The organism is Wolbachia endosymbiont (group A) of Bibio marci, from assembly GCF_947251645.1.
Lineage (GTDB): Bacteria > Pseudomonadota > Alphaproteobacteria > Rickettsiales > Anaplasmataceae > Wolbachia.
The window spans coordinates 758,229-781,179 of sequence record NZ_OX366364.1; the positions used below are offsets into that span (position 1 = coordinate 758,229).

General features: G+C 35.8%; 21 protein-coding genes, 1 tRNA gene and 1 pseudogene. 7 read left to right on the forward strand and 16 right to left on the reverse strand.

Going from position 1 to position 22,951, the window contains the following annotated elements; translation table 11 throughout:
• Positions 1–23 precede the first annotated feature (23 nt).
• The 3 genes from OPR48_RS04025 (at position 24) to OPR48_RS04035 (ending at position 2,455) form a co-directional block, all read left to right on the forward strand.
• Positions 24–248: a hypothetical protein gene (locus tag OPR48_RS04025; RefSeq protein WP_265025506.1), complete on the forward strand. Its 225-nt coding sequence runs from the start codon at positions 24–26 to the stop codon at positions 246–248.
• On the forward strand, positions 229–528 hold the full coding sequence (locus OPR48_RS04030; protein ID WP_265025507.1) for a type II toxin-antitoxin system RelE family toxin: 300 nt from the start codon (positions 229–231) through the stop codon (positions 526–528). The genes OPR48_RS04025 and OPR48_RS04030 overlap by 20 nt, the downstream gene beginning before the upstream one ends.
• A gap of 160 nt (positions 529–688) precedes the next feature.
• Entirely contained in the window at positions 689–2,455 is a 1,767-nt protein-coding gene (locus tag OPR48_RS04035; RefSeq protein WP_265025508.1) for an ankyrin repeat domain-containing protein, read from the forward strand.
• 64 nt (positions 2,456–2,519) lie between these two features.
• Here OPR48_RS04035 and OPR48_RS04040 read toward each other — a convergent pair.
• The 11 genes and pseudogenes from OPR48_RS04040 to rpsD all read right to left on the reverse strand — a co-directional run bounded on the left by OPR48_RS04040 (position 2,520) and on the right by rpsD (position 9,587).
• A pseudogene (locus OPR48_RS04040) lies at positions 2,520–3,476 on the reverse strand (IS5 family transposase).
• Positions 3,477–3,662: 186 nt separating this feature from the next.
• Positions 3,663–4,778 (reverse strand): FtsW/RodA/SpoVE family cell cycle protein, encoded by a 1,116-nt coding sequence (locus OPR48_RS04045; RefSeq protein WP_265025510.1) that lies wholly within the window; start codon positions 4,776–4,778, stop codon positions 3,663–3,665.
• Complete coding sequence (gene ubiE, locus OPR48_RS04050; protein ID WP_265025511.1) at positions 4,775–5,491, reverse strand: bifunctional demethylmenaquinone methyltransferase/2-methoxy-6-polyprenyl-1,4-benzoquinol methylase UbiE; 717 nt, start codon at positions 5,489–5,491, stop codon at positions 4,775–4,777. The genes OPR48_RS04045 and ubiE overlap by 4 nt, the downstream gene beginning before the upstream one ends.
• Positions 5,492–5,551: 60 nt before the next feature.
• Positions 5,552–6,415, reverse strand: a complete 864-nt coding sequence (lipA, locus tag OPR48_RS04055) for a lipoyl synthase (protein ID WP_265025512.1) — start codon at positions 6,413–6,415, stop codon at positions 5,552–5,554.
• Entirely contained in the window at positions 6,408–6,722 is a 315-nt protein-coding gene (gene rpmB / locus OPR48_RS04060; protein ID WP_265025513.1) for a 50S ribosomal protein L28, read from the reverse strand. Before rpmB ends, lipA begins: the two co-directional genes overlap by 8 nt.
• 37 nt (positions 6,723–6,759) lie before the next feature.
• Complete coding sequence (locus OPR48_RS04065) at positions 6,760–7,101, reverse strand: DUF721 domain-containing protein (protein ID WP_010082513.1); 342 nt, start codon at positions 7,099–7,101, stop codon at positions 6,760–6,762.
• Positions 7,102–7,395: 294 nt separating this feature from the next.
• Complete coding sequence (locus tag OPR48_RS04070) at positions 7,396–7,563, reverse strand: hypothetical protein (RefSeq protein WP_265025514.1); 168 nt, start codon at positions 7,561–7,563, stop codon at positions 7,396–7,398.
• A complete protein-coding gene (locus OPR48_RS04075; protein WP_265025515.1) occupies positions 7,560–8,516 on the reverse strand; it encodes an IS5 family transposase in 957 nt (318 codons plus the stop codon). Before OPR48_RS04075 ends, OPR48_RS04070 begins: the two co-directional genes overlap by 4 nt.
• Positions 8,517–8,651: 135 nt before the next feature.
• Positions 8,652–8,846: a Fe-S cluster assembly protein IscX gene (gene iscX / locus OPR48_RS04080; RefSeq protein ID WP_265025516.1), complete on the reverse strand. Its 195-nt coding sequence runs from the start codon at positions 8,844–8,846 to the stop codon at positions 8,652–8,654.
• A 30-nt stretch (positions 8,847–8,876) separates the two neighbouring features.
• A tRNA-Leu gene (locus tag OPR48_RS04085) sits at positions 8,877–8,963 on the reverse strand.
• A gap of 9 nt (positions 8,964–8,972) precedes the next feature.
• Positions 8,973–9,587 carry a 30S ribosomal protein S4 gene (gene rpsD, locus OPR48_RS04090; RefSeq protein ID WP_265025517.1) on the reverse strand — a complete coding sequence of 205 codons (615 nt, stop codon included), beginning with the start codon at positions 9,585–9,587 and terminating at the stop codon, positions 8,973–8,975.
• Positions 9,588–9,692: 105 nt separating this feature from the next.
• Here rpsD and tkt point away from each other — a divergent pair, with 105 nt between their 5' ends.
• The 4 genes from tkt (at position 9,693) to OPR48_RS04110 (ending at position 13,141) form a co-directional block, all read left to right on the forward strand.
• A complete protein-coding gene (gene tkt, locus OPR48_RS04095; protein ID WP_265025518.1) occupies positions 9,693–11,735 on the forward strand; it encodes a transketolase in 2,043 nt (680 codons plus the stop codon).
• A gap of 165 nt (positions 11,736–11,900) precedes the next feature.
• A complete protein-coding gene (locus OPR48_RS04100) occupies positions 11,901–12,038 on the forward strand; it encodes a hypothetical protein (RefSeq protein ID WP_265025519.1) in 138 nt (45 codons plus the stop codon).
• Positions 12,023–12,979 (forward strand): IS5 family transposase, encoded by a 957-nt coding sequence (locus tag OPR48_RS04105; protein WP_265025520.1) that lies wholly within the window; start codon positions 12,023–12,025, stop codon positions 12,977–12,979. Before OPR48_RS04100 ends, OPR48_RS04105 begins: the two co-directional genes overlap by 16 nt.
• Positions 12,980–13,006: 27 nt before the next feature.
• Positions 13,007–13,141, forward strand: coding sequence for a hypothetical protein (locus tag OPR48_RS04110; protein ID WP_265025521.1), 135 nt, complete (start codon positions 13,007–13,009; stop codon positions 13,139–13,141).
• Positions 13,142–13,152: 11 nt separating this feature from the next.
• Here OPR48_RS04110 and OPR48_RS04115 read toward each other — a convergent pair whose 3' ends face one another.
• The 5 genes from OPR48_RS04115 to OPR48_RS04135 form a co-directional block, all read right to left on the reverse strand.
• Positions 13,153–15,423 carry an ankyrin repeat domain-containing protein gene (locus OPR48_RS04115; protein WP_320109937.1) on the reverse strand — a complete coding sequence of 757 codons (2,271 nt, stop codon included), beginning with the start codon at positions 15,421–15,423 and terminating at the stop codon, positions 13,153–13,155.
• A 41-nt stretch (positions 15,424–15,464) separates the two neighbouring features.
• Entirely contained in the window at positions 15,465–16,706 is a 1,242-nt protein-coding gene (locus OPR48_RS04120) for an ankyrin repeat domain-containing protein (protein ID WP_265025522.1), read from the reverse strand.
• Positions 16,707–16,838: 132 nt separating this feature from the next.
• Entirely contained in the window at positions 16,839–18,002 is a 1,164-nt protein-coding gene (locus OPR48_RS04125) for a multidrug effflux MFS transporter (RefSeq protein ID WP_265025523.1), read from the reverse strand.
• Between the two features lie 141 nt (positions 18,003–18,143).
• Positions 18,144–19,481 (reverse strand): ankyrin repeat domain-containing protein, encoded by a 1,338-nt coding sequence (locus OPR48_RS04130; protein ID WP_265025524.1) that lies wholly within the window; start codon positions 19,479–19,481, stop codon positions 18,144–18,146.
• Between the two features lie 238 nt (positions 19,482–19,719).
• A complete protein-coding gene (locus OPR48_RS04135) occupies positions 19,720–22,926 on the reverse strand; it encodes a glycoside hydrolase/phage tail family protein (protein WP_265025525.1) in 3,207 nt (1,068 codons plus the stop codon).
• Positions 22,927–22,951: the final 25 nt, after the last annotated feature.

Below are 22,951 nucleotides of genomic sequence, written 5' to 3' on the forward strand. Positions count from 1 at the left end.
TAGTAGTATTTTCTGGTTAAGATATGGCTCACAGTCAAAAAAAGCTCAATGTTAATGTAAGTTTTGACAGTAAATTGGCTCAGTATCTTACAGAAATGGCAGAGATTCAAAATAAAACTATTCCTGAAGTTTTAGTAGATTTAGTGGAAGAAGAGTTCGAAGAAGATGTAGAGCTATCCAAAATAGCTGACGACCGCCTCTCTGAAGGTGAAGAAGAAGTAGAGGATGATGAAAACATCTGGAAATAAAGCTTACACTATAAAATTCTTAAAAAATGTTATTGAAAAAGAAATTCCAGCTCTTCCGGCAAAGATTAAATTAATGGTTCAGGAGGCCATAAAGAAACGCCTTACAGTTGATCCTTTTAATCTAGGAAAGCCTTTATGTCATAGCTTTAGAGGGCAATATAGGATAAGGGTTAGCAACTACCGTATAATTTACAGCATAAATCATTCAGAACGTAAAGTACTTATTACTGCAGTGGAGCATAGAAAAAACATTTACAAACACAGAAGATTACACAATTAAAAATATAAGAAAGACCTCACCGCTGCAACTCGTACAAGCCTTAGCGCACGTCATTGCTTCTGGACTTTCCATCTTTAATATAGAGCCTTTGGAAGAGATGAGTTGACTTTTTTACTTTATGTGTAATAGTTAAAGTATTATTGAATTTGTAGGTAGAGCTATGGCAATAAAACATGAAGAGTGGGAAAAAATATTAAGTGCCGTTAATGACGACAAGGATTTAAATAAAGATAATATAGTTGAAAAAATAAAAGGGAAATTAAAGGCAGAAGGTAAAGGTGAATATGAAAATTGGGAAAGGGCCAGTTTTGATGTAGATTACCTATTTGAAATTAAAGATGATACACTAATAGCATATGATCGATTTACGTTATTGCATTTAGCTGCTGAAAATGGTCATGCAGATGTAGTAAATGCTCTAATACAAAACGGAGCAAATGTTAATGCAATAAGCAAATCGGGAATAGTTCTCTTATGTTACGCTATTCAGCATGGTCATATAGATATAGTAAATGCTCTAATACAAAATAGAGCAAATGTTAATGCAAAAGATCATTTTAAATATACTCCCCTACATGATGCTGCTGACAAAGGTTATATAGAGATAGTAAATGCTCTAATAGATAGAGGAGCAGATGTTAATGCAGAAGATGGTTATTTAAAACGATCTCCTCTACATAATGCTGCTAAATATGGTCATATAGATACAGTAAAAGTTCTAATAGCAAAAAGAGCAAAGGTTGATGCAAAAGATAGAGATGGATACACTCCTTTACATTGGGCTACTAGAAATGGTCATACAGAGATAGTTAAAGTTCTATTACAAAGCAATGCAGAAGTCGATACAGTAGATGAAAATAAAAAAACTCCTTTGCATTGGGCTGCTGAAAAAGGTTGTAAAGAAATAGTAAGTGCTCTAATAGAAAAAGAGGCAAATGTTAATGCAAAAGATCAAGATGGATCGACTCCTTTACATTGGGCTACTAGAAATGATCATATAGATACAGTAAAAGTTCTAATAGCAAAAAGAGCAGATGTTAATGCAAAAGATAGAGATGGATCGACTCCTTTACATTTTGCTCATCACATAGAGGTAGTGAATGCTTTAATAAACGCAGGGTCTAAGGTTAATATAGTAAACGAATATGGAAAGACTCCTTTACATAGTGTTGTAGGTTATACAGAGATAGTAAACGCTCTAATAGATAGAGGGGCAAATGTTAATGCAGAAGATAATTTTAAAAGTACTCCTCTACATAATGCTGCTGAATATGGTCATATAGGCACAGTAAATGCTCTAATACAAAACGGAGCAGATGTTAATGTAAAAAATAAATGTAAAGGGATTCCTTTACATTGGGCTGCTAGAAATGATCATATAGACACAGTGAAAGTTCTAATAGCAAAAGGAGCAGATGTTAATGCAAAAGATCAAGATGGATGGACTCCTTTACATTTTGCTGCTTACAAGTGTCATATAGATATAGTAAAAGTTCTAATGAAAAAAGGAGCAGATCTTTTATTAAAGAATAATTCTGGAAAAACTCCAAAAGATTTAGCTAGAATTGGTGATATAAAGAAGCTTCTGGAAGAAGAAGAAAAAAACAATTTAACACAAGATAAGGATGATAATAAGGATACAACACCTCTTCTGGAAGAAACAGAAAAAAAACAACCTACATCAGCAATTACAAAAGGTGTTTTTGCAGGTGGTGCAGTCGCAGTATTAGGCACTGCAGCAGCAGTGACACTTTTTGTAACCGGAACAGTTGCAGTTGAGTTAATACCTATAGTAATAGCAGTTGTTGCAGTTACGGTGGCGGCACTAGCAGTTGGTGGTATCACATATATGATGTTAAAGCCTAGTACTAAAATAGATGAAGTGGAAGAAGAACAAGGCATAACTGGGGATGAGCGGAAAGCTTGATCTGCTGGATTCCAGTGGGCTTTGTTGCATCGCACCTTATACTGGTAGTAATTTACGATAAATATCATGTAGCCATTTCAAATTTAGCCATACCAATTTCAGTAAATTGATTAAGCAAATAGCACTTAATCAGCAATTCTTTTTCGCGATTTACTTCGGATTTATTCCTAAAGCTGAATCCAAATATTTGCTTTAATCTTGAGAAAAACCCTTCAATATAAGATCTTTTCCCATAATTTACTTCTTTTTTCCATTCTTTCACGCCATCTTCACCGTATAATTTTATTAACCTAATAGCAGCATTTCTGTCAGACATATAATCTATTTCTGGATGTTCTGCCGCATTGTTTATTGGTGGAATTTTTGCCTTTATATCATATTCGTGACACAATTTGTAAAACTTGTGCCTATCATATGCCCTATCTGCATATAGTGCTTTTATGATATGCTGAAAATTAACTTCTTTAAGCAAATCGCAAGCTCCATAGTGATCAGAGTAGACACCGTTACTGTATTTTACAGCTATAGCTTTTTTGCTGTTTATATTCAACATTACATGCAATTTTCTTGTCTGTTCATAGCCATGATATTTTCTGTTAGCGCTATTTTCCTTGCTGTGACCAGGGGTATTGTTGTAAATGCTGATACCTGTACTATCTATAGCAATTTCGATGTCTTCCATATTATTTTTATCAATTCTGCAATCATTGATCTTAATATTAAGTTTCTTAAACCTTCTTGATGCTTGTGAATAGCTGATAACTGCTAAATCTCTTCCTATTTGTTGCATATATCCTTTTATAAACCCCACCGTTTGTCTTAAACCAATTCTAAAAAGATTGACAATTATATGCACCAAAATCACAACTTTATCACTGTAAATATAGTTGCCGCCTTGCATTTTTGGACTATTTTCATATCAATTTTCTATGGCTTCATTGATATAATGAAAAATATTTCCTCTTTCCTGGAGAAATTTGTTATATTCATTTTGGTTACTGACTTTCATTTTCTGTGGCATATTTTTTCTTCAACAGTTAAATGGTTATTTATAATGAATTTTGTCAGTAGCCACCAGATTTTTTCGGTTGCTATGCAACAAAGCCATTCCAGTGTCAGCTACTTTCATGACATCATAGAGGCACTGGGATGACATCATTCTTGACCCCTATATCGCAACGTTCGTACAGTTGTGAGCGGTACAAGTTTAGTCCATATACCTTCCAAGCATAACACGCTCACGAAACTTTAATGCAATAGCTTGATTTCTACTGAAAGACAGCATTATGCCAAGTGCAATGCTCGAAGATAAAAGAGAAGAGCCACCATAACTAAGTAGTGGCAGGGTTATGCCGGTGGTGGGAAAAACACTCAATGTTACCCCTATGTTTATTATGAATTGTGTGATGAATTGAATTGAGATACCAAGAATCACCAACAGATTAAGTAGTTCATTTTCCCTATATGCAACGTAAAGCAAGCGGGCGGAAATGATGCCAAATAACATCAATGTGGCTAAGCACGTAATCAAACCAAATTCTTCTGCTAAAACAGAAAACACAAAATCTGTATGACAATCAGGAAGAGAGGTTTTTACGCTACCTTCACCAGGTCCAACTCCAGTTAATTGACCTCTTTTGAATGCTTCTAATGATTTTGTGACTTGAAAGTTATCGCGCTGCGTAAAAAAGACAAAATTGTAAATCCTTTGCTTTATATGTGGGAGGCATAAGTAAGCTATTGTAGTTCCAGTTGTGGCCATTCCTATTATGCATAGAAAGTATAAAAATGGTATACATGCAATAAACATTTGACCAATAAAAGAATATGTTAAAAGCATGGACATACTGAAATCAGGTTGCAAAAGTAACAACACAAAAACTAACAGAAATATTATGATTGATATGTGCATTTTAAACTTCATTCCACTGGCCAAGATACTAGCTATAACAACAGAAAAAAATGGCCTTACGAACTCAGATGGTTGAACTGAAATTTTGACAATATGTAACCATCGTTTCGCACCTTTTACCTCTATACCAAGTATTATCGCAGCTGCCACTAGAATAGTAAATAAAATGAAACCTGCGAATGAGAGGTTAAGTATAGTTCTTGTGTTGAGAAAAGAAAATGTTACTAAGGTAACCAGTGATAGAACTATATAAATTGTATGGCGCCGTATAAAATAATCCTGTGGTAGAGAAAGACGCTGCGCAATTACAGGGCTTGCTGAATAAACAAGAATGAAGCTTATAGTGAGCAAAAAAAACACTGGAAGGATAAGATAATAGTCTAGGGTTCTATACCAGAGTTTAATATTCATTTTGTTCCAATGTGTAATGCCACTATTCCATAGCTCATATTATGAAACTCAACATTCTTAAAGCCTACCTCTTCAATTTCCATTTTAAAATCAGCCTGAGTTGGAAATTCTCTGATGCTCTTCACTAAATATTCATAAGAACTCTCGTCTTGAGCAACTATGCTGCCAATTTTAGGAATTACTTTAAATGAATATAAGTCATAAAGTTTGGTAAATATCTCATTTTGATAGTGCATAGGGGCAAATTCTAAGCAGATAAATTTTCCATGTGGTTTTAATACCCTGTGCGCCTCATTTAAAGCCTTCTTGCGATCAGAAACATTTCGAATGCCAAAAGCTATTGTGCAATAATCAAATTCGGAGTCTTCAAATGGTAAACTTTCTGCGTTCGCACATACCCAATCAAAATTAATTTGGTTTGAATTTATAGCTTTATCACGTCCTCTGCTTAGCATATTCTGATTTATATCGCATACTGTAACCTTAGCACTTGGCTCTTTTCTTACTATTCTTATTGCTATATCTCCAGTTCCTCCAGCAACATCTAAAACCTTAGAGTTTTTTGTAAAATGCACACTATTTACCATTTTATCTTTCCATAATCTGTGCATTCCAAGGCTCATTATATCATTCATGGTGTCGTAGCGACTTGCCACGGAATCGAATACCTCTTTAACTAATTGTGATTTCTTCTCGATTTTTATAGTAGACATTACGTAAAGTCGCTCAACTCCTTTATAATTAGTAAAAATTAATTTGAATTAACATAAATATTAACGACAGGCCTTGAGCCTGTTAAAATCTTCTTCAGCGTGGTATGATGACCGAGTTAGTGGGCTTGATGCAACCACTAAGAAACCTTTGGAGTAAGCAATGTATTTATAATGCTCAAACTCTTCTGGGGTAACATACCTATCAAGTTTTGCATGTTTTGGAGTTGGTTGTAGATATTGACCAATTGTAATAAAATCAACTTCAGCACTGCGCAAATCGTCCATAACCTGAAGTATTTCCTCTTTTTTTTCTCCAAGACCAACCATAAGCCCTGACTTTGTGAAAACTTTAGGATTAATCTGCTTTACCATCTTCAGTAAATATAGTGAATGAAAATAGCGAGCTCGTGGTCTTATTTTTGCATACAATCTCGGCACTGTTTCAATATTGTGGTTATAGACATCAGGTGATGCAACAGCAATTGCTTCAAATGCTCCTTTCTTATTTAAAAAATCAGGAGTTAAAATCTCTATTGTTGTTTCTGAAGTTATCTTTCTAATTTCTTCTATGCACTTTATAAACTGATTTGCGCCACCATCTGGCAAATCATCACGATCAACAGAGGTAATGACAACATGTTTTAAGTTTAACTTTTTTATCGCTTTTGCTAAATTTTCTGGTTCATGAGGGTCTAGTTTATCAGGAATGCCAGTTGCAACGTTGCAAAATGCACAAGCACGAGTGCAAACAGAACCAAGAATCATCACAGTAGCATGACGTTTATTCCAACATTCACCAATATTTGGACATGCAGCTTCTTCACATACCGTATGTAAGTTATGCAGTTTAACGATGTTTAAAGTTTCATTGAATACTTCACCGGTCGGAGCTTTTGCTCTGAGCCATTGAGGTTTGCTATGCATCTGAAACGGCTAACTCTACCTCTTGCTTTACTAAAACTTTTTTCAACCTTCTTTTTATCTTCTGCGCTTTCTCACTTAGTTTAATCGTTCTTGTGTTGAGCAAAAAAGCATCTAAATCACCTTTGTAATCTATAGTTCTCAAAGTTCTTGTTGCCACACGAAATCTAAACTTTTTATTCAATAGATCACTTGTTAACGTAACCTTATGTAAATTTAAAAGAAAGGTACGCTTTGTTTTACGATTCGAATGTGATACCTTATTACCAAAAGATTTTTTTCTATTTGTTAATTCACAAACTCTACTCACTTCAATATACCAAATTATTCTATGTACTTAGATTACCTTATATAGTCAAATAGTCAATACTCTCTTGCTTAATTTTTATACCATATACTGCTTTGTAGCCAAAAAATATCGTAATTTTTTCTATTATAAGAGAAATCATATGCTGAATTTCTAATGCTTTACTGCCATTTGTTACTACCAGATGCAATACACCCGAATTTATATTCTGTGCATATGAGATCTTTTTCGGTTTTGTACACTCTGCTATTTCTTTCCCTACTATATTTCGCCAGTTTAAAATCAGACGTATTTCATTTTTGCTAATCTTATTTTTCATGCATTTTAATGCGTAATTTTCAATTATAGACTTTAATTTTTTTGGACCGCTACGTTTGAGCATTTTTCTGTTTTGTTTCTAGTATAACTAAATAAGTAAGGTTTACTACTACATTGGATTTCCTCAGTGCCAAATCCAAGTAGCTAACACTGGGATGACAACCTTCTAACTACTTTACAAACCTCTAGCCTCACACCATAAAAGCAGTATTTTTATGTAACAATCTACCTTAACGTAGCACTTGTTAAGTAAGTCGTTCCATTCAAAAATTTTTGTTTTGCCTCATAATTAACCTTCTAGCTGTTTTAATTGTAATTAGTTAAATTATTATTAACCTGAGTGAATTTTAAATTAGATTTAAAAAGTACAGTATTGTCTAAAATGAATGATATACGGTGTCCGAATTTTAGACTCCTTCTTTTTTGTTGTCATCCCAGCTGGGATCCATTTTTCTTTTTTTTCTGGATTCCAGCGGGCTTTGTTGCATCGCACCTTATACTGGTAGTAATTTACGATAAATATCATGTAGCCATTTCAAATTTAGCCATACCAATTTCAGTAAATTGATTAAGCAAATAGCACTTAATCAGCAATTCTTTTTCGCGATTTACTTCGGATTTATTCCTAAAGCTGAATCCAAATATTTGCTTTAATCTTGAGAAAAACCCTTCAATATAAGATCTTTTCCCATAATTTACTTCTTTTTTCCATTCTTTTACGCCATCTTCACCGTATAATTTTATTAACCTAATAGCAGCATTTCTGTCAGACATATAATCTATTTCTGGATGTTCTGCCGCATTGTTTATTGGTGGAATTTTTGCCTTTATATCATATTCGTGACACAATTTGTAAAACTTGTGCCTATCATATGCCCTATCTGCATATAGTGCTTTTATGATATGCTGAAAATTAACTTCTTTAAGCAAATCGCAAGCTCCATAGTGATCAGAGTAGACACCGTTACTGTATTTTACAGCTATGGCTTTTTTGCTGTTTATATTCAACATTACATGCAATTTTCTTGTCTGTTCATAGCCACGATATTTTCTGTTAGCGCTATTTTCCTTGCTGTGACCAGGGGTATTGTTGTAAATGCTGATACCTGTACTATCTATAGCAATTTCGATGTCTTCCATATTATTTTTATCAATTCTGCAATCATTGATCTTAATATTAAGTTTCTTAAACCTTCTTGATGCTTGTGAATAGCTGATAACTGCTAAATCTCTTCCTATTTGTTGCATATATCCTTTTATAAACCCCACCGTTTGTCTTAAACCAATTCTAAAAAGATTGACAATTATATGCACCAAAATCACAACTTTATCACTGTAAATATAGTTGCCGCCTTGCATTTTTGGACTATTTTCATACCAATTTTCTATGGCTTCATTGATATAATGAAAAATATTTCCTCTTTCCTGGAGAAATTTGTTATATTCATTTTGGTTACTGACTTTCATTTTCTGTGGCATATTTTTTCTTCAACAGTTAAATGGTTATTTATAATGAATTTTGTCAGTAGCCACCAGATTTTTTCGGTTGCTATGCAACAAAGCCATTCCAGCGTCACGCGCTAACTTTTAATAGCGATAGTTATTTCTTATTTGTTAAGATCTTTCCTCAATCCAAGCTGCTTGAATGGCTTCGAGTATTTTCTCGTTACAGCGTTTTTCATCATCATCAAATTCCTCTAAACTCAAGACCTTTTTTTTAAGCTCAGTGAATCTGATACTAATTATATTCTCATCTGAAAATTTTTCCTCCAGAGCTTCTACAATATCTTCTATATCAAGCCATTTCATACTTTTTTGTATTTATCTGCTAAGTTAAATTGGTGCCCATGGGGAGACTTGAACTCCCAAGGTCGCAAAACCCACGGATTTTAAGTCCGCTGCGTCTACCGATTCCGCCACACGGGCTTTTTTTACCTATCTAGAGTAAAACTCTACTACTAAATTGACTTCCATGTCCGCTGAATAAGGAACCTCAGAATATTGAGGCGACCTCAAATATTTCACTGAATGCTCTTTACTATCTGCTTCTAAATAATCCGGAGCCTTGCGCTCTTGTTTTTGTTCAGCCTCTACTACTACAGGGATTTTTGCTGCCCTTTCTCTTATTTTTATTATATCACCTGGTTTCACTCGATAACTTGATATGTTAACCACCTTATCATTAACTGTAACGTGCTTATGAGATATGAGCTGCTTCGCTGCATAAATTGTTGGCACAAGACTAGAGTGGTATAAAACAGAACTTAATCTCGATTCTAAGATACCGATAAAATTATCAGCCGTATAACCCTTTCTGTTATAAGCATCTAAAAATGTACGTCTGAGCTGCTTACTTGAAATCGCATAGTAAAACTTAAATTTCTTATGCGCAGCAAACTGCTTACCAAAGTCGGATAACTTCTTGAATCCAAGAATACCATGTTGACCAGGAGGGTATTTCCTTTTGTTTACTGGGTCTTTAGCTCTACCCCATAAATTTACACCAAGTCTACGGCTAATCCTATACTTTCTAGTGATAACAGTTGTCATATAAAAACTCTCACGATTCAACTCTAGATTATTAAGGATTTTAGCACTCAGTGTCAACTTGTTTTTGCTGGTATAATCTTTTATACTTCATTTTTAAGTTTTTCTATGAATCATCTACCTTTGGAATCTATGGCAAACGCCATCCGTTTTTTATCAATTGATGCAGTACAAAAAGCAAACTCTGGACACCCAGGTATGCCACTTGGCATGGCAGATGTTGCAACTGTCTTGTTTGCTAAATATCTGAATCATAATCCTGATGATTCTAAATGGTTCAATAGAGATCGCTTTGTTTTATCAAACGGTCATGGGTCAATGTTACTATATTCAATATTATATTTGACAGGTTATATTAGCATAGATGAGCTAAAAAACTTCAGGCAAATGGGATCCAAGACCCCAGGTCATCCAGAGTTCGGCTTGACTTCTGGGGTAGAGGCAACAACAGGCCCGCTCGGTCAGGGGTTTGCCGCTGCTGTTGGCATGGCACTTGCTGAATCAATCCTTAAAAAGCAATTCAGAATCAATCACTACACTTACGTAATGCTAGGGGATGGCTGTCTTATGGAAGGAATAAGCCATGAAGCAGCATCACTTGCTGGACATCTTAAATTGAATAAATTAATAGCCCTTTTTGATGATAATGATATCTCTATAGATGGCGCTACTTGCCTTTCCTGTTCTGATGATGTAGAGAAACGCTTCTTAGCGTATGGATGGAATGTTGACAAAATTGATGGCCATGATTTTGATGCCATATCCTTTGCAATAGAGCAAGCAAAAAAGTCTGATAAACCTACAATGATCTGCTGCAAAACCATTATCGGAAAATTTTCAAGCCGTGCTGGCACATCCTCTGCTCACAGTGGTGCTTTTTCGGAGGAAGACATCAAACAGATGAGAGAAAAATTGGATTGGAACTACGAGCCATTTCATGTGCCAGAAGATGTGAAAAACGCCTGGAAGAAAACTGTTGAGAGAGCAAAACAAAATTACACGATGTCATTCCAGCGCGTGACGCTGGAATCCAGAAAAGAAGAAAAAGAATGGATCCCAGTGTCAAGCACTGGGATGACAGAAGAGAATGCTGGGATGACAGGGTATCATGCAGAACTTCAAAGACGGTTAGATAAACGTCTACCAGATAATATCGATAGTGTTTTGGCTAACTTGAAGAAACAAATACACGAGACAATGCCAAACGAAGCTACTCGATCTTCTTTTGGCATGGTAATGGAACTTTTAACACAACATATGCCGGAATTAATCGGCGGTTCTGCTGATCTTACTGGGTCAAATTGCACTAAATATAAGCACATGCAGGTAATAGATAGTAATAATTATAGTGGTTCTTATATCCACTATGGAGTGAGAGAACACGCTATGGCAGCTTGTATGAATGGTATGGCTCTTCACGGCGCGATTCTTCCTTATGGCGGCACTTTTTTGGTATTTTCCGACTATTGTCGTCCTGCTATACGTCTTTCAGCTCTGATGAAACAGCAGGTTATGTATATCATGACTCACGACTCAATTGGAGTGGGAGAAGATGGCCCAACTCACCAACCAATAGAGCATTTAGCTTCTTTGCGTGCTATACCAAATCTATATGTTTTTAGACCAGCCGATGCAGTTGAAACTCTGGAGTGTGTTAGCATTGCACTCGAAAAGAAAGAATCTCCAGCACTGTTTGCGCTCTCAAGGCAAAACGTAAGTTACATGCATTCTGATATCGATCAATCTGCTAATCTATCGAAGTTTGGTGCATATATTTTGTGTGAATGTTCAAAAGAATTAAAAGTGACAATATTTGCTACCGGATCTGAAGTTGAAATTGCAGTTGAAGCAAGGGAGAAATTGCAGGAAAAAGGTATAGGTACAAGGGTTGTTTCTATGCCATGCTGGAGGCTTTTTGACGAGCAAAGTGATGAATATAAAGCGGCGATATTAAATAATGACAGCATTAAAGTTGCAATTGAAGCTGGAAGTGAAATGGGTTGGCATAAGTATATAGGTTCAAACGGTATATTTATTGGCATGAAAAGCTTCGGAGAATCAGCACCTTATAAAACACTTTATGAGCATTTTAATATCAGCGCTGATTACGTAGTAAAATGTGTGTGTGAGAAGTTAGGTTGCATTCAGTAAACCTCTTGCATAACCATATGAAAGCCCACTCTTCTTTGTCATTCCAGCACGTGATGTTATCCAAGATGATGTCATGCCAGTGCTTGACACTGGCATCTAGTTTTCTTTACAAATTCACCAAAAGTGCTTCATTCTATAACGCAAAACCCATACTCACCAAACCCAATGCATTACTTGCAATTAAGTTTCCTGGATCCCAGTGGGCTTTGTTGCATAGCAACCGAAAAAATCTGGTGGCTACTGACAAAATTCATTATAAATAACCATTTAACTGTTGAAGAAAAAATATGCCACAGAAAATGAAAATCAGCAACCAAAACGAATATAACAAATTCCTTGAAAAAAGGGGAAATATTTTTCGTTACATCGATGAAGCTATCGAAAATTGGTATGAAAATAGTCCAAAAATGCAGGGCGGCAACTATATTTACAGTGATAAAGTCGTAATTTTGGTGCATATAATTGTCAATCTTTTTAGAATTGGTTTAAGACAAACGGTGGGGTTTATAAAAGGATATCTGCAACAAATAGGAAAAAATTTGGCAGTTATCAGCTATTCACAAGCATCAAGAAGGTTTAAAAAACTTAATATTAAGATAAATGATTGCAGGGTTGATAAAAGCAACATGGAAAATATTGAAATTATCATAGATAGCACAAGTATCAGCATTTACAGTAACACTCCTGGCCACAGTAAGGAAAACAGTGCAGATAGAAAGTACCGAAGCTACGAGCAAGTAAGAAAGTTACATGTTATGTTAAGTGTGAATAGTAAAAAAGCTATAGCTGCAAGATACAGTAATGGCGTCTACTCTGACCACTATGGAGCTTGCGATTTGCTTGAAGAAGTTAATTTTCAGCACAAAATAAAAGCATTATATGCAGATAGGGCATACGATAGGCACAAACTTTATAAATTGTGTAAGAAATACGATATAAAGACAAAAGTTCTACCAAAAAAGGATGCAGCAGAACATTCAAAAATAGATTATATGTCTGACAGAAATGCTGCTATTAGGTTAATAAAATTATATGGACAAGATGGTGTAAAAGAGTGGAAAAAGGAAGCAATTTATGGAAAGAGATCTTACATAGAAGGATTTTTCTCAAGGTTGAAGCAAGTATTTGGATTTAGCTTTAGGAATAAATCTGAAGTAAATCGTGAAAAAGAATTACTAATTAAGTGCTATTTGCTCAACAAATTCACTGATATTGGTATGGCTAAATTTGAAATCATTACATAAATTTGTCGTAAACCATCACTGCTTAAGGTGCTATGCAACAAAGCCATCCCAGTGTCTGGGCACTGGGATGACACCTCTGGGCACTGCCGTCATAAAGGAACCAGTGTCAGCTACTTGAATACATACCACCATGTCATTCCAGCGCGTGACGCTGGAATCTAGTAAACCTCTGGCTATATTATGTCATTGTCTTCTAAACTACTTGGTAATTCTAATACAACTGGTTGATCAGATTCAGATGATGATTGTGTTGGCTCATCAGACCCAAACAACCATGAAAAAAAACTACCAAAAAATGATGCAACTAATGAAAAAGGCTTCATAAGTATACTAAATAAACTACCAAAAAAAGAGCTCGGCTGTCCTTCTGTTTGTGTAGAAGCAACAGGATTTACACCGTTGTCTTGTACATCAGTTCCTTGTCCTGCACTGGTGGTGGGTTGTCCCCCCTGTTGTGTTTGTGGTGTTCCACTTCCCGAATTTACAGTTTTATCAGCTTCTTGCCTTGTAATGTCTGATCCTGATTGAGCATCACCTTCTTGTTTTTCTTTCTCTCGTGTACCAGCATCTTCCTCTGAATTTTCTTCATTGTCCGTCGATGGCTTATCCACTGAACCGTCGCCAGGGTTTTCTGCTGCTTTTAATAGAGTTTTTATTTCTTCGTTAGTAGTTAAATCGAAAGGAGTTTTTTCATCTTTATCTTTTACATTAATATTTGCTCCTGCTTTTATTAGAGCGTCTACTATTTCTTTGTTGTTATTTTGAGCAGCCAAGTGTAAAGGAGTCTTTTTTCCATATTTACCTTCTATATTAACATTGATTCCTTCTGCTCCCAGTAGCGCTTTCACTATGTCTATCTTGTTCTTTAAAACAGCCCAATGTAAAGGAGTCCATTCTGCAAGTTTATCTTTTATATTAACATCGATTCCTTCTGCTTTCAGTAGAGCGTTCAACACATTTATATCTATGTTGTCCTTTTCCTTTTTAGCAGCCAAATGCAAAGGAGTGTTGTTAAGTTCATCTTGTGCATTAACATCGATTTCTTTTGCGCCCAGTAGAGCGTTCAATACGTTTATATCTATCTTATTCTTTTTAGCAGCCAAATGCAAAGGAGTACTGTTACCTCCATCTTGTGCATTAACATCGATTCCTTCTGCTCCCAGTAGAGCGTTCAATACATTTATATCTATGTTGTCCTTTTTAAGAACAGAATGTAAAGGAGTATCTTTATTCTTATCTGCTAAATTAACATCGATTCCATCTTTTCCCAATAGGGCTTCTACTGCCTCTTTATGGCCCCTTACAACGGCCCAATGTAAAGGAGTCATGTTATCTCTATCTTGTGCATTAACATTGATCCCATTTACTTGCAGTAGGGCTTCTACTACCTCTTTGTTGTTATTTCGAGCAGCCAAATGTAAAGGAGTATTTCCATTTTGATCTGTTGCATTAACATTTGCCCCTTTCTCCAATAGAGCTTGTACCTCCTCCTCATGACCCTTTTCAGCAGCAGCCTCAAGTAATTCAGCTGTGTTTTGTAATAGAGTTTTTATTTCTTCGTCAGTAGTTAAATCGAAAGGAGTCTCTTCTTTATTATCTGTTGCATTAACATTTGCCCCTTTATCCAATAGAGCTTGCACCACCTGCTTATGGCCCTTTTCAGCAGCGAAGTGTAAAGGAGTCTCTCTTGTGTCATTTTCTGCATTAACGTCTGCTTTTTGCTCTAATAGATCTTTTACTGCTTCCAACTTGCCAAGCCTAGCAGCCAGATGTAGAGAAACCTTGCAATGTTTATCTTCTATGCTTAGGAATCTATCCCACACGTCACGTTCTCGAGAAAGGTCATAAGTAATAAAATCTGCTCCATTATCTAATAGAACTTCTGCTGTAGTAGAGTGATTATTTTTAACAGCCCAATATAAAGGAGTATACAAATCTTCAACTGCGTTAACGTTTGCTCCTTCACTTATTAGATGCTTTACTTCATTAATATCACCACTTTTAGCAGCCTCAAGTAATTTAGCTGTGTTTTCTAATAGAGTTTGTATTTCTTCGTTAGCAGCTAATTTGAAAGGAGTCTTTCCATTTCGATCTGTTATATTAACACTTGCCCCTTTGTCCAATAGATCTTTTACTATCTCTGCATAGCCCATTTCAGCAGCGAAATGTAGAGAAGTGCCGTCATATTTATTTTGTGCATTAACATCGATCCCTTCTACTTGCAGTAGGGCTTCTACTACTTCTTTATGGCCATTTTCAGCAGCCCCATGTAAAGGAGTGCTGTGATGTTCATCTACTGCATTAACGTTTGCCACATTATTTAGTAAAACTTCTACTACCTCTTTATGGCCCTTTTCAGCAGCCCAATGTAGAGGAGTCTTTTCATTTCCATCTACTGCATTAACATTTGCTCCTTTACTTATTAGAGAGTTTACTTCCTCAATATTACCTTCTCTAGCAGCCTCAAGTAATTTAGCTGTGTTTTCTAATAGAGTTCTCTATCTTGTGCATTAACATTGATCCCATTTACTTGCAGTAGGGCTTCTACTACCTCTTTGTTGTTATTTCGAGCAGCCAAATGTAAAGGAGTATTTCCATTTTGATCTGTTGCATTAACATTTGCCCCTTTCTCCAATAGAGCTTGTACCTCCTCCTCATGACCCTTTTCAGCAGCAGCCTCAAGTAATTCAGCTGTGTTTTCTAATAGAGTTTGTATTTCTTTGTTAGCAGCTAATTTGAAAGGAGTCTTTCCATTTCGATCTGTTATATTAACACTTGCCCCTTTGTCCAATAGATCTTTTACTATCTCTGCATGGCCCATTTTAGCAGCAAAATGTAAAGGAGTACCTTCATATTTATCTTGTGCATTAACATCGATCCCATTTACTTTCAGTAGGGCTTCTACTACTTCTTTATGGCCATTTTCAGCAGCCCGATGTAAAGGAGTGCTGTGATGTTCATCTACTGCATTAACATTTGCCCCATTATTTAGTAAAACTTCTACTGCCTCTTTACGGCCATATGCAGCAGCCTGATGTAGAGGAGTTTGTTCATTATTATCCTCTGCATTAACATTTGCTCCTTTACTTATTAGAGAGTTTACTTCCTCAATATTACCTTCTCTAGCAGCCTCAAGTAATTTAGCTGTGTTTTCTAATAGAGTTTGTATTTCTTCGTTAGCAGCTAATTTTAAAGGAGTCTTTCCATCTTTATCTACTGCATTAACATTTGCCCCTTTATCCAATAGATCTTTTACTATCTCTGCGTGGTTTCTTTGAGCAGCAAAATGTAAAGGAGTCTCTTTCTGCTGATTTGTTGCAGCATTAACATCGATTCCTTTTACTTGCAGTAGGACTTTTACTGCTTCTTGATGGCCCTTTTTAGCAGCCCAATGTAAAGGAGTCTTTCCATTTTGATCTGTTATATTAACACTTGCCCCTTTATCCAATAGGGCTTCTACTACCTCTTTATGGCCATTTTCAGCAGCCCGATGTAAAGGAGTATTTTCATTTCCATCTACTGCATTAACATTTGCCCTATTATTTAGTAAAACTTCTACTACCTTTTGATTGCCCCTTCTAGCAGCCCAATGTAGAGGAGTCTCTTTCAACTCACTTGTTGCATTAACATCTGCTCCTTCACTTATTAGACTTTTTACTTTCTCAATATTACCTTCTAGAGCAGCCTTACGTAATCCAGCATTTATATCTCTGTTTGAATTGCTCATCCCATACCTCCTGTAAAACTATATTGTTATGATAAAGTCGTTAATAATCTATGAGCTCTCACCCCCTGTAAAATTATATTATCATGATAAAGTCATTAATAACCCATGAGCTCTGGATCACGCAAATAATGGTTATTCCCTGTGTTTTTCAGTACATTTGAGCCGGCTGTACATAAGAACCGCAATTGTAGAACATGCTATTGTTAATAGTAAATTTGGTAAAATACCATAGCGAAAAAATTTTCCTACTATATATATTCCAATAGCCCCAAACATCATATTGCAGAATGAGAGGACTGCACTACCAAGCCCTATACCTTTGATCGTTTCTAAAGCAGAAGTTACGTTATTGCTTATTATTAATGCAAGTCCGATATTGGCTGGAATCCAGGCAACTTGAAGAATTAATATATTCAACTTGTCCACGAAATAAAAATATACCAATAAACTATCGGATATTATCGGTAACACCAAACCTATTATTAGCATTTTGCTAACCCCTATTTTTGGTACATACCTTCTATTAATTAAAGTTCCAATTATGTAAAATATGACTATAATCGATATGAGGTAGCCAAAATACTGTACTTCAATGCCCATCAATTCAAATATGAACGGGTAGTTAGCAACGTATGCCCAAAGCCACATGAAAGTTAATCCATGGATAATTGAAAACCCAAGGAAACGATAATTTCTAAATATTGATATATATTGCTTGAAGATATTAGTAGTTATGTTAGTTATACTGGTTTCATTTTTATTTACAGTGAGTGTTTCTTGTAATTTAAAGTAAATAAAAATAAGCATAGCAATTGCCGCAAGTGATATAATAAAAAACAAAAATTTCCAACTATACCCATGCGAAATTATATAACTGCCCACCACTGGAGCTATTCCAGGTGAGAGTGCCACTACCATATTTAACTTTGAAATTACTCTCGAGTATTCACTACCCGAATACATATCCCTTATTGCTGCATACCCAACAACACCTGCAACACCAGCCCCTGTTCCTTGTATGAAGCGAATTAGTATCAAGAGCGCAATACTGTCGGCTGTATAACACATGACACTTGCCAAAGTAAAAATTGTCATACCAATCAGCATCATTGGACGCCTACCATAATGGTCCGATAGTGGACCATAAATTAATCCAGATACCGCAAATCCAACTAGATTCAAGCTAATTGTAAGCTGCACTACACTGCCTTCTACTTTAAAATAATTGGCAATGCTTGGTAGTGCAACTGAGTATAGGTCAGTTGCCATATCGACAATTGCTACAGACAATATCATAATAAGAGAGATGATATTTTGCGAAAGAGCTGTTTTCACTTAATGATTTACTGGATTAAATATACTTAATTATAATATATTTTTTTCATTAGTATATTAATTTAACTACTGAAATTAAGGGTAGCATTCGAGAAAAGGAGTTTACTCAGTATTGGGCTTCAAAACCATATATGTAGCTCCACCAATTGCTAACGCAGATGTTGTAATTGCAGCAACTGCTCCCACTATAGGCAGAAATCCAACTGTAAATACTGTTGCAAAGAGCGTTGCCGCTACAGTTGCACCAAGTGCTGCTGTTGATCCACCACTAACAATACCCCACTTGGTCGCATCATATTCTTGTTGTTTTATTTCTGCAACCCTAAAAATCTGTACCAAATTTTCGTCTGTAGCTAACTCTCTTGGAGTTTTACTATCAATATCCTTCGATAAAGGATTTTTCCCTTTTTCCAGTAAAGATTCTACTATTTCTGTACAGTCGTAAATAGCAGCTAGGTGTAAGGAAGTACTACCTTTTAGTAACTTGTGCGTCTTGCTTTCTACTACACATCTCACTAAATGCTCTACGACTTCTTTCATTCTTGGCTCTTCTTCCATTAGGCACTTAACTATTTTTGTGTGATTGTTATAGAAAGCAATATTTAAAGGAGTATCTCCGTTCTTATTTACCGCACTCAGATCTGATCCTTTTTCCATTAGAAGTTTTACTGTGTCTGTATGACCATTGGAAGCAGCTAAGTGCAGGGAAGTATTTCCTTCTTTATTTACTACACTAAGGTCTGATCCTTTTTCCATTAGAAGTTTTACTGTGTCTGTATGACCATTGGAAGCAGCCAAATGTAGGGAAGTATTTTTGTTTTGATCTTTTATATCAATATCTGCTCCTTCTTCTAACAGTAATTTTGTAACATTTATATCTCCAAAATTTACAGCGAAATGTAGTAATGTAAATTCTTTTGGGCTATCTTTAAAAAAATAATTTATATCGAACCCGCATTTCTTCCACTGATCATATTCATGCATCATGTGTTTTATACTATGACGTTCCTGCTCTAATTTTTTGAGCTCATTCTCATATTTCTTGAATTCTATATCAAATTTTGCTTCACTATATTTTAGACTATCACTATATTGCCTATATTCCCAATCGTAATCGGGTGTATTATATTCCAGTTTACCGTTATTAACATTATTACACAGTTCCTGTAATAACTCATTATCGGACTTGTGTTTTAGCAAATTTATCTTTCTGTTATAATCTTTATTCAATGACTGTATCTCTCTATTGTGATCGTAATTCAGCAGCTGCATTTTGTGGCAAATAGATTGACGGCATTCATTGATTTCATTTGACCTTCTTGTGTTATATTCTTGTAATTCATCTGCTATCGTTATAGCTACATCTTTACTATATACACTTGAATTACGCTCTATCTCCTGTAATATCGTTTCAAATTCGTTTTCTATAAAGCTTACCACACTATACCTCAAAATAAAAAAATATATTAAAATTGTACACATATTTAACGAAAATGCAATAATTTTAATATCGAACAATAAAGTCAGTGGATTATGAATCTCTCTAAAAAAATCTTTTTGCTTTATTTTCTTAGAAAATGAGTGAAGATATCAGCTACATGTTTTTAGTAAAGCTATAAAAGCAGGAGTTTCAATATCTTATCTTCAATTATTCAAGTTTAAGTTTAAATACTGAGCATCAGTTGTTCAGGACCTTTGCTTCCGTGTTATCCAATGAATCACCGTAAGTCACTGCTTTTAGGTAAAACTTTTTTCCCCTTTGCACTTCGAAAGATATTATTGAATCATCAAGTAGAACAAATTTTTCACCTGCGGTGTCTTTAGTACCTTCTTGCCCTCTAATTAGGTTGCTAAGCTTATATTTATTTTTATCTATGAGTTCAGCATTCTGGAATTTTATTACCTCTTTTCCAACTAGTGCTAAATTTGAGTTTGCAATTGGGCTCGTGCTTGGCAGCTTACCAAAACGTAATACTACTATAAGCCCCTCGTCGGTAAATTCCATTACATATCCATAAGTAGACTGCTTATTTGTGCTTGCGATAGGTTTATAATCCTTATCGTCGCCCGAAATAAAGAGTGTTGCTCCTTTCCAATTCTTTTCCTCATTAATTAAAGTAAAGCTTGCGCTATTACCTTTAACATACGGTAAATCTATCATTTCTATGATGGTTTTGCTGATGTGAGAAGGAGGGTATTCCTTCAGCATAAGTGACCTTGTTGAAGGAAAAGAGAGCTTATATATAGAGCGATCATAACCAACACCGCTTACTTGAATAGACATGCTTTCAAATTTCGTTTTTATAATTCTCACCGTATGCTTTTTCTCACCGTCTAAAATCGTTATTACATCACTTGGCGCAAGCCATGCATATTTTATCGGTAGCTTGAAATTGTATATATTTCTCTCTTGCCACGAAGAATAAAGTAAAACCTCAGCTATATTTTGTGCCTCCCCCTCCTCCATAATGAGCGGTATTTCAACTGTTATAGCAGTGCCTTGCTTTGGCAACTCAGCATATTTAACATCAATTGGATAGCCAAAATTGCGATTAAAATAAACGACGTTAACTTTATTGTTTAAATCCAGCTGACTAATATTAACAAATTGCATCGACTTTGAACTGTTATTGAAAACCATTTCACCAATTGGTATTCCAGTCGTAACTGCCCTGCCCTTTTGGATAAATTTCAGTTTAGAGTCCTGTTCAACCACATCAAAAAAATAGCAACTTTGCAGCATTTTAATAATAGAACGTACGGGTTGCTGGTCGTTTATCACATATCCAGACAATAACCCTTTGACGCCACCTGTATCAAACTGATCGCTTTTTAAACCTGCTTTTTGTAATAGATCCGATAAAACATCGGATCTATTAAGCTGTGAAAGCTTTCCCTGAATCCAATGTCCTGTCTGCCAGTTATGGCAGTCAGCCCACACATCACACAAATTGGGAAAGTAAGGAAATGGCCTTGCATCCCATGCCCAGAGGAACATTTTTTCCACCATTTCTGAGCTTTGCCACTTCTTTAGTGTTCCTTCAATTGCAATTTTCTGTGAAAGAAAGCTCACCTCTCCGTTTGAATATCGTGGATATTTGCTCTCTATGCTGCCTTTGTCAACAAACACATTTGGCTCATTAGTGCAGCCGTTTATACTGGGAAATCCATACTCAGTAAACCATATTTTTTTCATTTTTGGTTGCCATTTTGTTTTACTACCACCGGGGTTTATGTGAGTTTCACTCCACCATTTCTCTATATTTTTCCACGCATACCTGCTGTCGTTATACTTTACTTTTTCAGGCTCAATCTTTGAGTAATCATAGAAATAATCATACCCCACTCCACTGCTCCAACCACCCATTACATCTTCCGCGGAATAACCAAAAGGAGGCTCTGGACCATCAGTCAGTGGAAAATAAGCATCTATGCCAACAACGTCGATGAACTGTGAAGACCACAGTTCATCCATATTATACCAACCATCATATGAATGGTATTCGCTCCAATCTGCGGCGTAGGTAACTGTTACTTCTTTTCCAAGATCAAGTTTTATTCGCTTTGCAAGCTTAACTAGCTCTATAACGGCAGGGTAATTCCCTTGTTCATCTCTAATTTTGGTAAGCTGCGCAAATTCAGAACCAATGATAAACCCTTCCACTTTAGTTTGTTTGGCAATGCTTGCATAATGCTCTATAAATTTGTTATATTGATTCTCAAAAAAATCACTTATATCCCCATGGGTCCCGCTCAATCTTCCTCGCCACTCTTTGTTCTTTGTATCAAGTAAGGGCATCGGATAGAGTATTACCTTATAACCTCTGCTGTGTAGCTCTTCTATATATCTAGTCAACGCTGCATCACTAACTGTGCCACCATACCTTGGGTTTCCATTATCATCTTTTGAAATTAGCTGAGCATCATCTCTGGTACTACTTCCTACTTGCCAATCATCAGGTAATATTGCGGAATCATCTTGAAATTCAACCGCAGGATATATTTTACAATCTTTAATGTTCAGATCATTCACAAACCAATTGACTACTACCGATACCCACTCAATATTTGGTAAATCTTCTTTTAATTGATCCAAAGAAAGCATTGCATCGCTCTTTTTAGTGTGATTGTTATGATTTACCCTTTGTGCCAGCCCATATGGGATATATTGGTTGCTGCTTATTTTCTCTTGCGCGATTTTCTTCTGTATTTTTGTATCATATACAAACTCTCCTGAGCCTGGTATTATATTGATATTCCGAATATTTTTCGCTACTGAAAATTCATTTGACTTTAATGCAGTCCGCACTTCAAATGTAAATACCGGAACACGATTATTATAGTCTGCTAAAGGAAAATTCTTGATGACTATGTAAGATATTCCCCTATAAGCCGGCATACCTTCGATTGACGACATAAATGGATCAGGATTTTGGTCTTCTCTGCCGCTGTAAAAAGTATAATCTATTTCATCAAAGCTAAGTGATGTTGTATCTGCCCAGATTCTGTTTAATTTTTCTACTTTCCCCTTGCAGATCGCAATTGCAAGCGTTGCATAGTAATTATACTCAACATTCATACCTCTTCCAATTTTGCTTTTGGTGGTTATCGCCTCTTCTTCGATTGGCTGCGCCCAAATAATGTTCCCTGCAACACGAGCAGTACCATAGATAATTGGGATCGTTCTGCCGTAGGTTGAGGTTTGCACTTGCAGATTTTTTAGCCTTGCCCCATGCGTTACTTTTTGCTCGGCATCCAAACCAAACATTGCGCTATCTAGCTGTGCACCAAGAAGAGCACCGAGCTCTGAACCGATAATTTGACCAATTGGACCAAAAATGCTGCCTGCTTGACCAAAAATTGATGATAAAATTATTGTAGACATGATAATCCTCCTTTTTGTTTCTATA

Coding starts and splice junctions, on each gene's coding strand:
- OPR48_RS04045 (WP_265025510.1), bottom strand. CDS start 4,778: ATGAATATTAAACTCTGGTATAGAACCCTAGACTATTATCTTATCCTT.
- OPR48_RS04120 (WP_265025522.1), bottom strand. CDS start 16,706: ATGAGCAATTCAAACAGAGATATAAATGCTGGATTACGTAAGGCTGCT.
- ubiE (WP_265025511.1), bottom strand. CDS start 5,491: ATGTCTACTATAAAAATCGAGAAGAAATCACAATTAGTTAAAGAGGTA.
- OPR48_RS04100 (WP_265025519.1), top strand. CDS start 11,901: ATGCATTACTTGCAATTAAGTTTCCTGGATCCCAGTGGGCTTTGTTGC.
- lipA (WP_265025512.1), bottom strand. CDS start 6,415: ATGCATAGCAAACCTCAATGGCTCAGAGCAAAAGCTCCGACCGGTGAA.
- OPR48_RS04030 (WP_265025507.1), top strand. CDS start 229: ATGAAAACATCTGGAAATAAAGCTTACACTATAAAATTCTTAAAAAAT.
- OPR48_RS04135 (WP_265025525.1), bottom strand. CDS start 22,926: ATGTCTACAATAATTTTATCATCAATTTTTGGTCAAGCAGGCAGCATT.
- OPR48_RS04070 (WP_265025514.1), bottom strand. CDS start 7,563: ATGATATTTATCGTAAATTACTACCAGTATAAGGTGCGATGCAACAAA.
- iscX (WP_265025516.1), bottom strand. CDS start 8,846: ATGAAATGGCTTGATATAGAAGATATTGTAGAAGCTCTGGAGGAAAAA.
- OPR48_RS04075 (WP_265025515.1), bottom strand. CDS start 8,516: ATGCCACAGAAAATGAAAGTCAGTAACCAAAATGAATATAACAAATTT.
- OPR48_RS04065 (WP_010082513.1), bottom strand. CDS start 7,101: ATGCTCAAACGTAGCGGTCCAAAAAAATTAAAGTCTATAATTGAAAAT.
- rpsD (WP_265025517.1), bottom strand. CDS start 9,587: ATGACAACTGTTATCACTAGAAAGTATAGGATTAGCCGTAGACTTGGT.
- tkt (WP_265025518.1), top strand. CDS start 9,693: ATGAATCATCTACCTTTGGAATCTATGGCAAACGCCATCCGTTTTTTA.
- OPR48_RS04035 (WP_265025508.1), top strand. CDS start 689: ATGGCAATAAAACATGAAGAGTGGGAAAAAATATTAAGTGCCGTTAAT.
- OPR48_RS04125 (WP_265025523.1), bottom strand. CDS start 18,002: ATGATATTGTCTGTAGCAATTGTCGATATGGCAACTGACCTATACTCA.
- OPR48_RS04025 (WP_265025506.1), top strand. CDS start 24: ATGGCTCACAGTCAAAAAAAGCTCAATGTTAATGTAAGTTTTGACAGT.
- OPR48_RS04105 (WP_265025520.1), top strand. CDS start 12,023: ATGCCACAGAAAATGAAAATCAGCAACCAAAACGAATATAACAAATTC.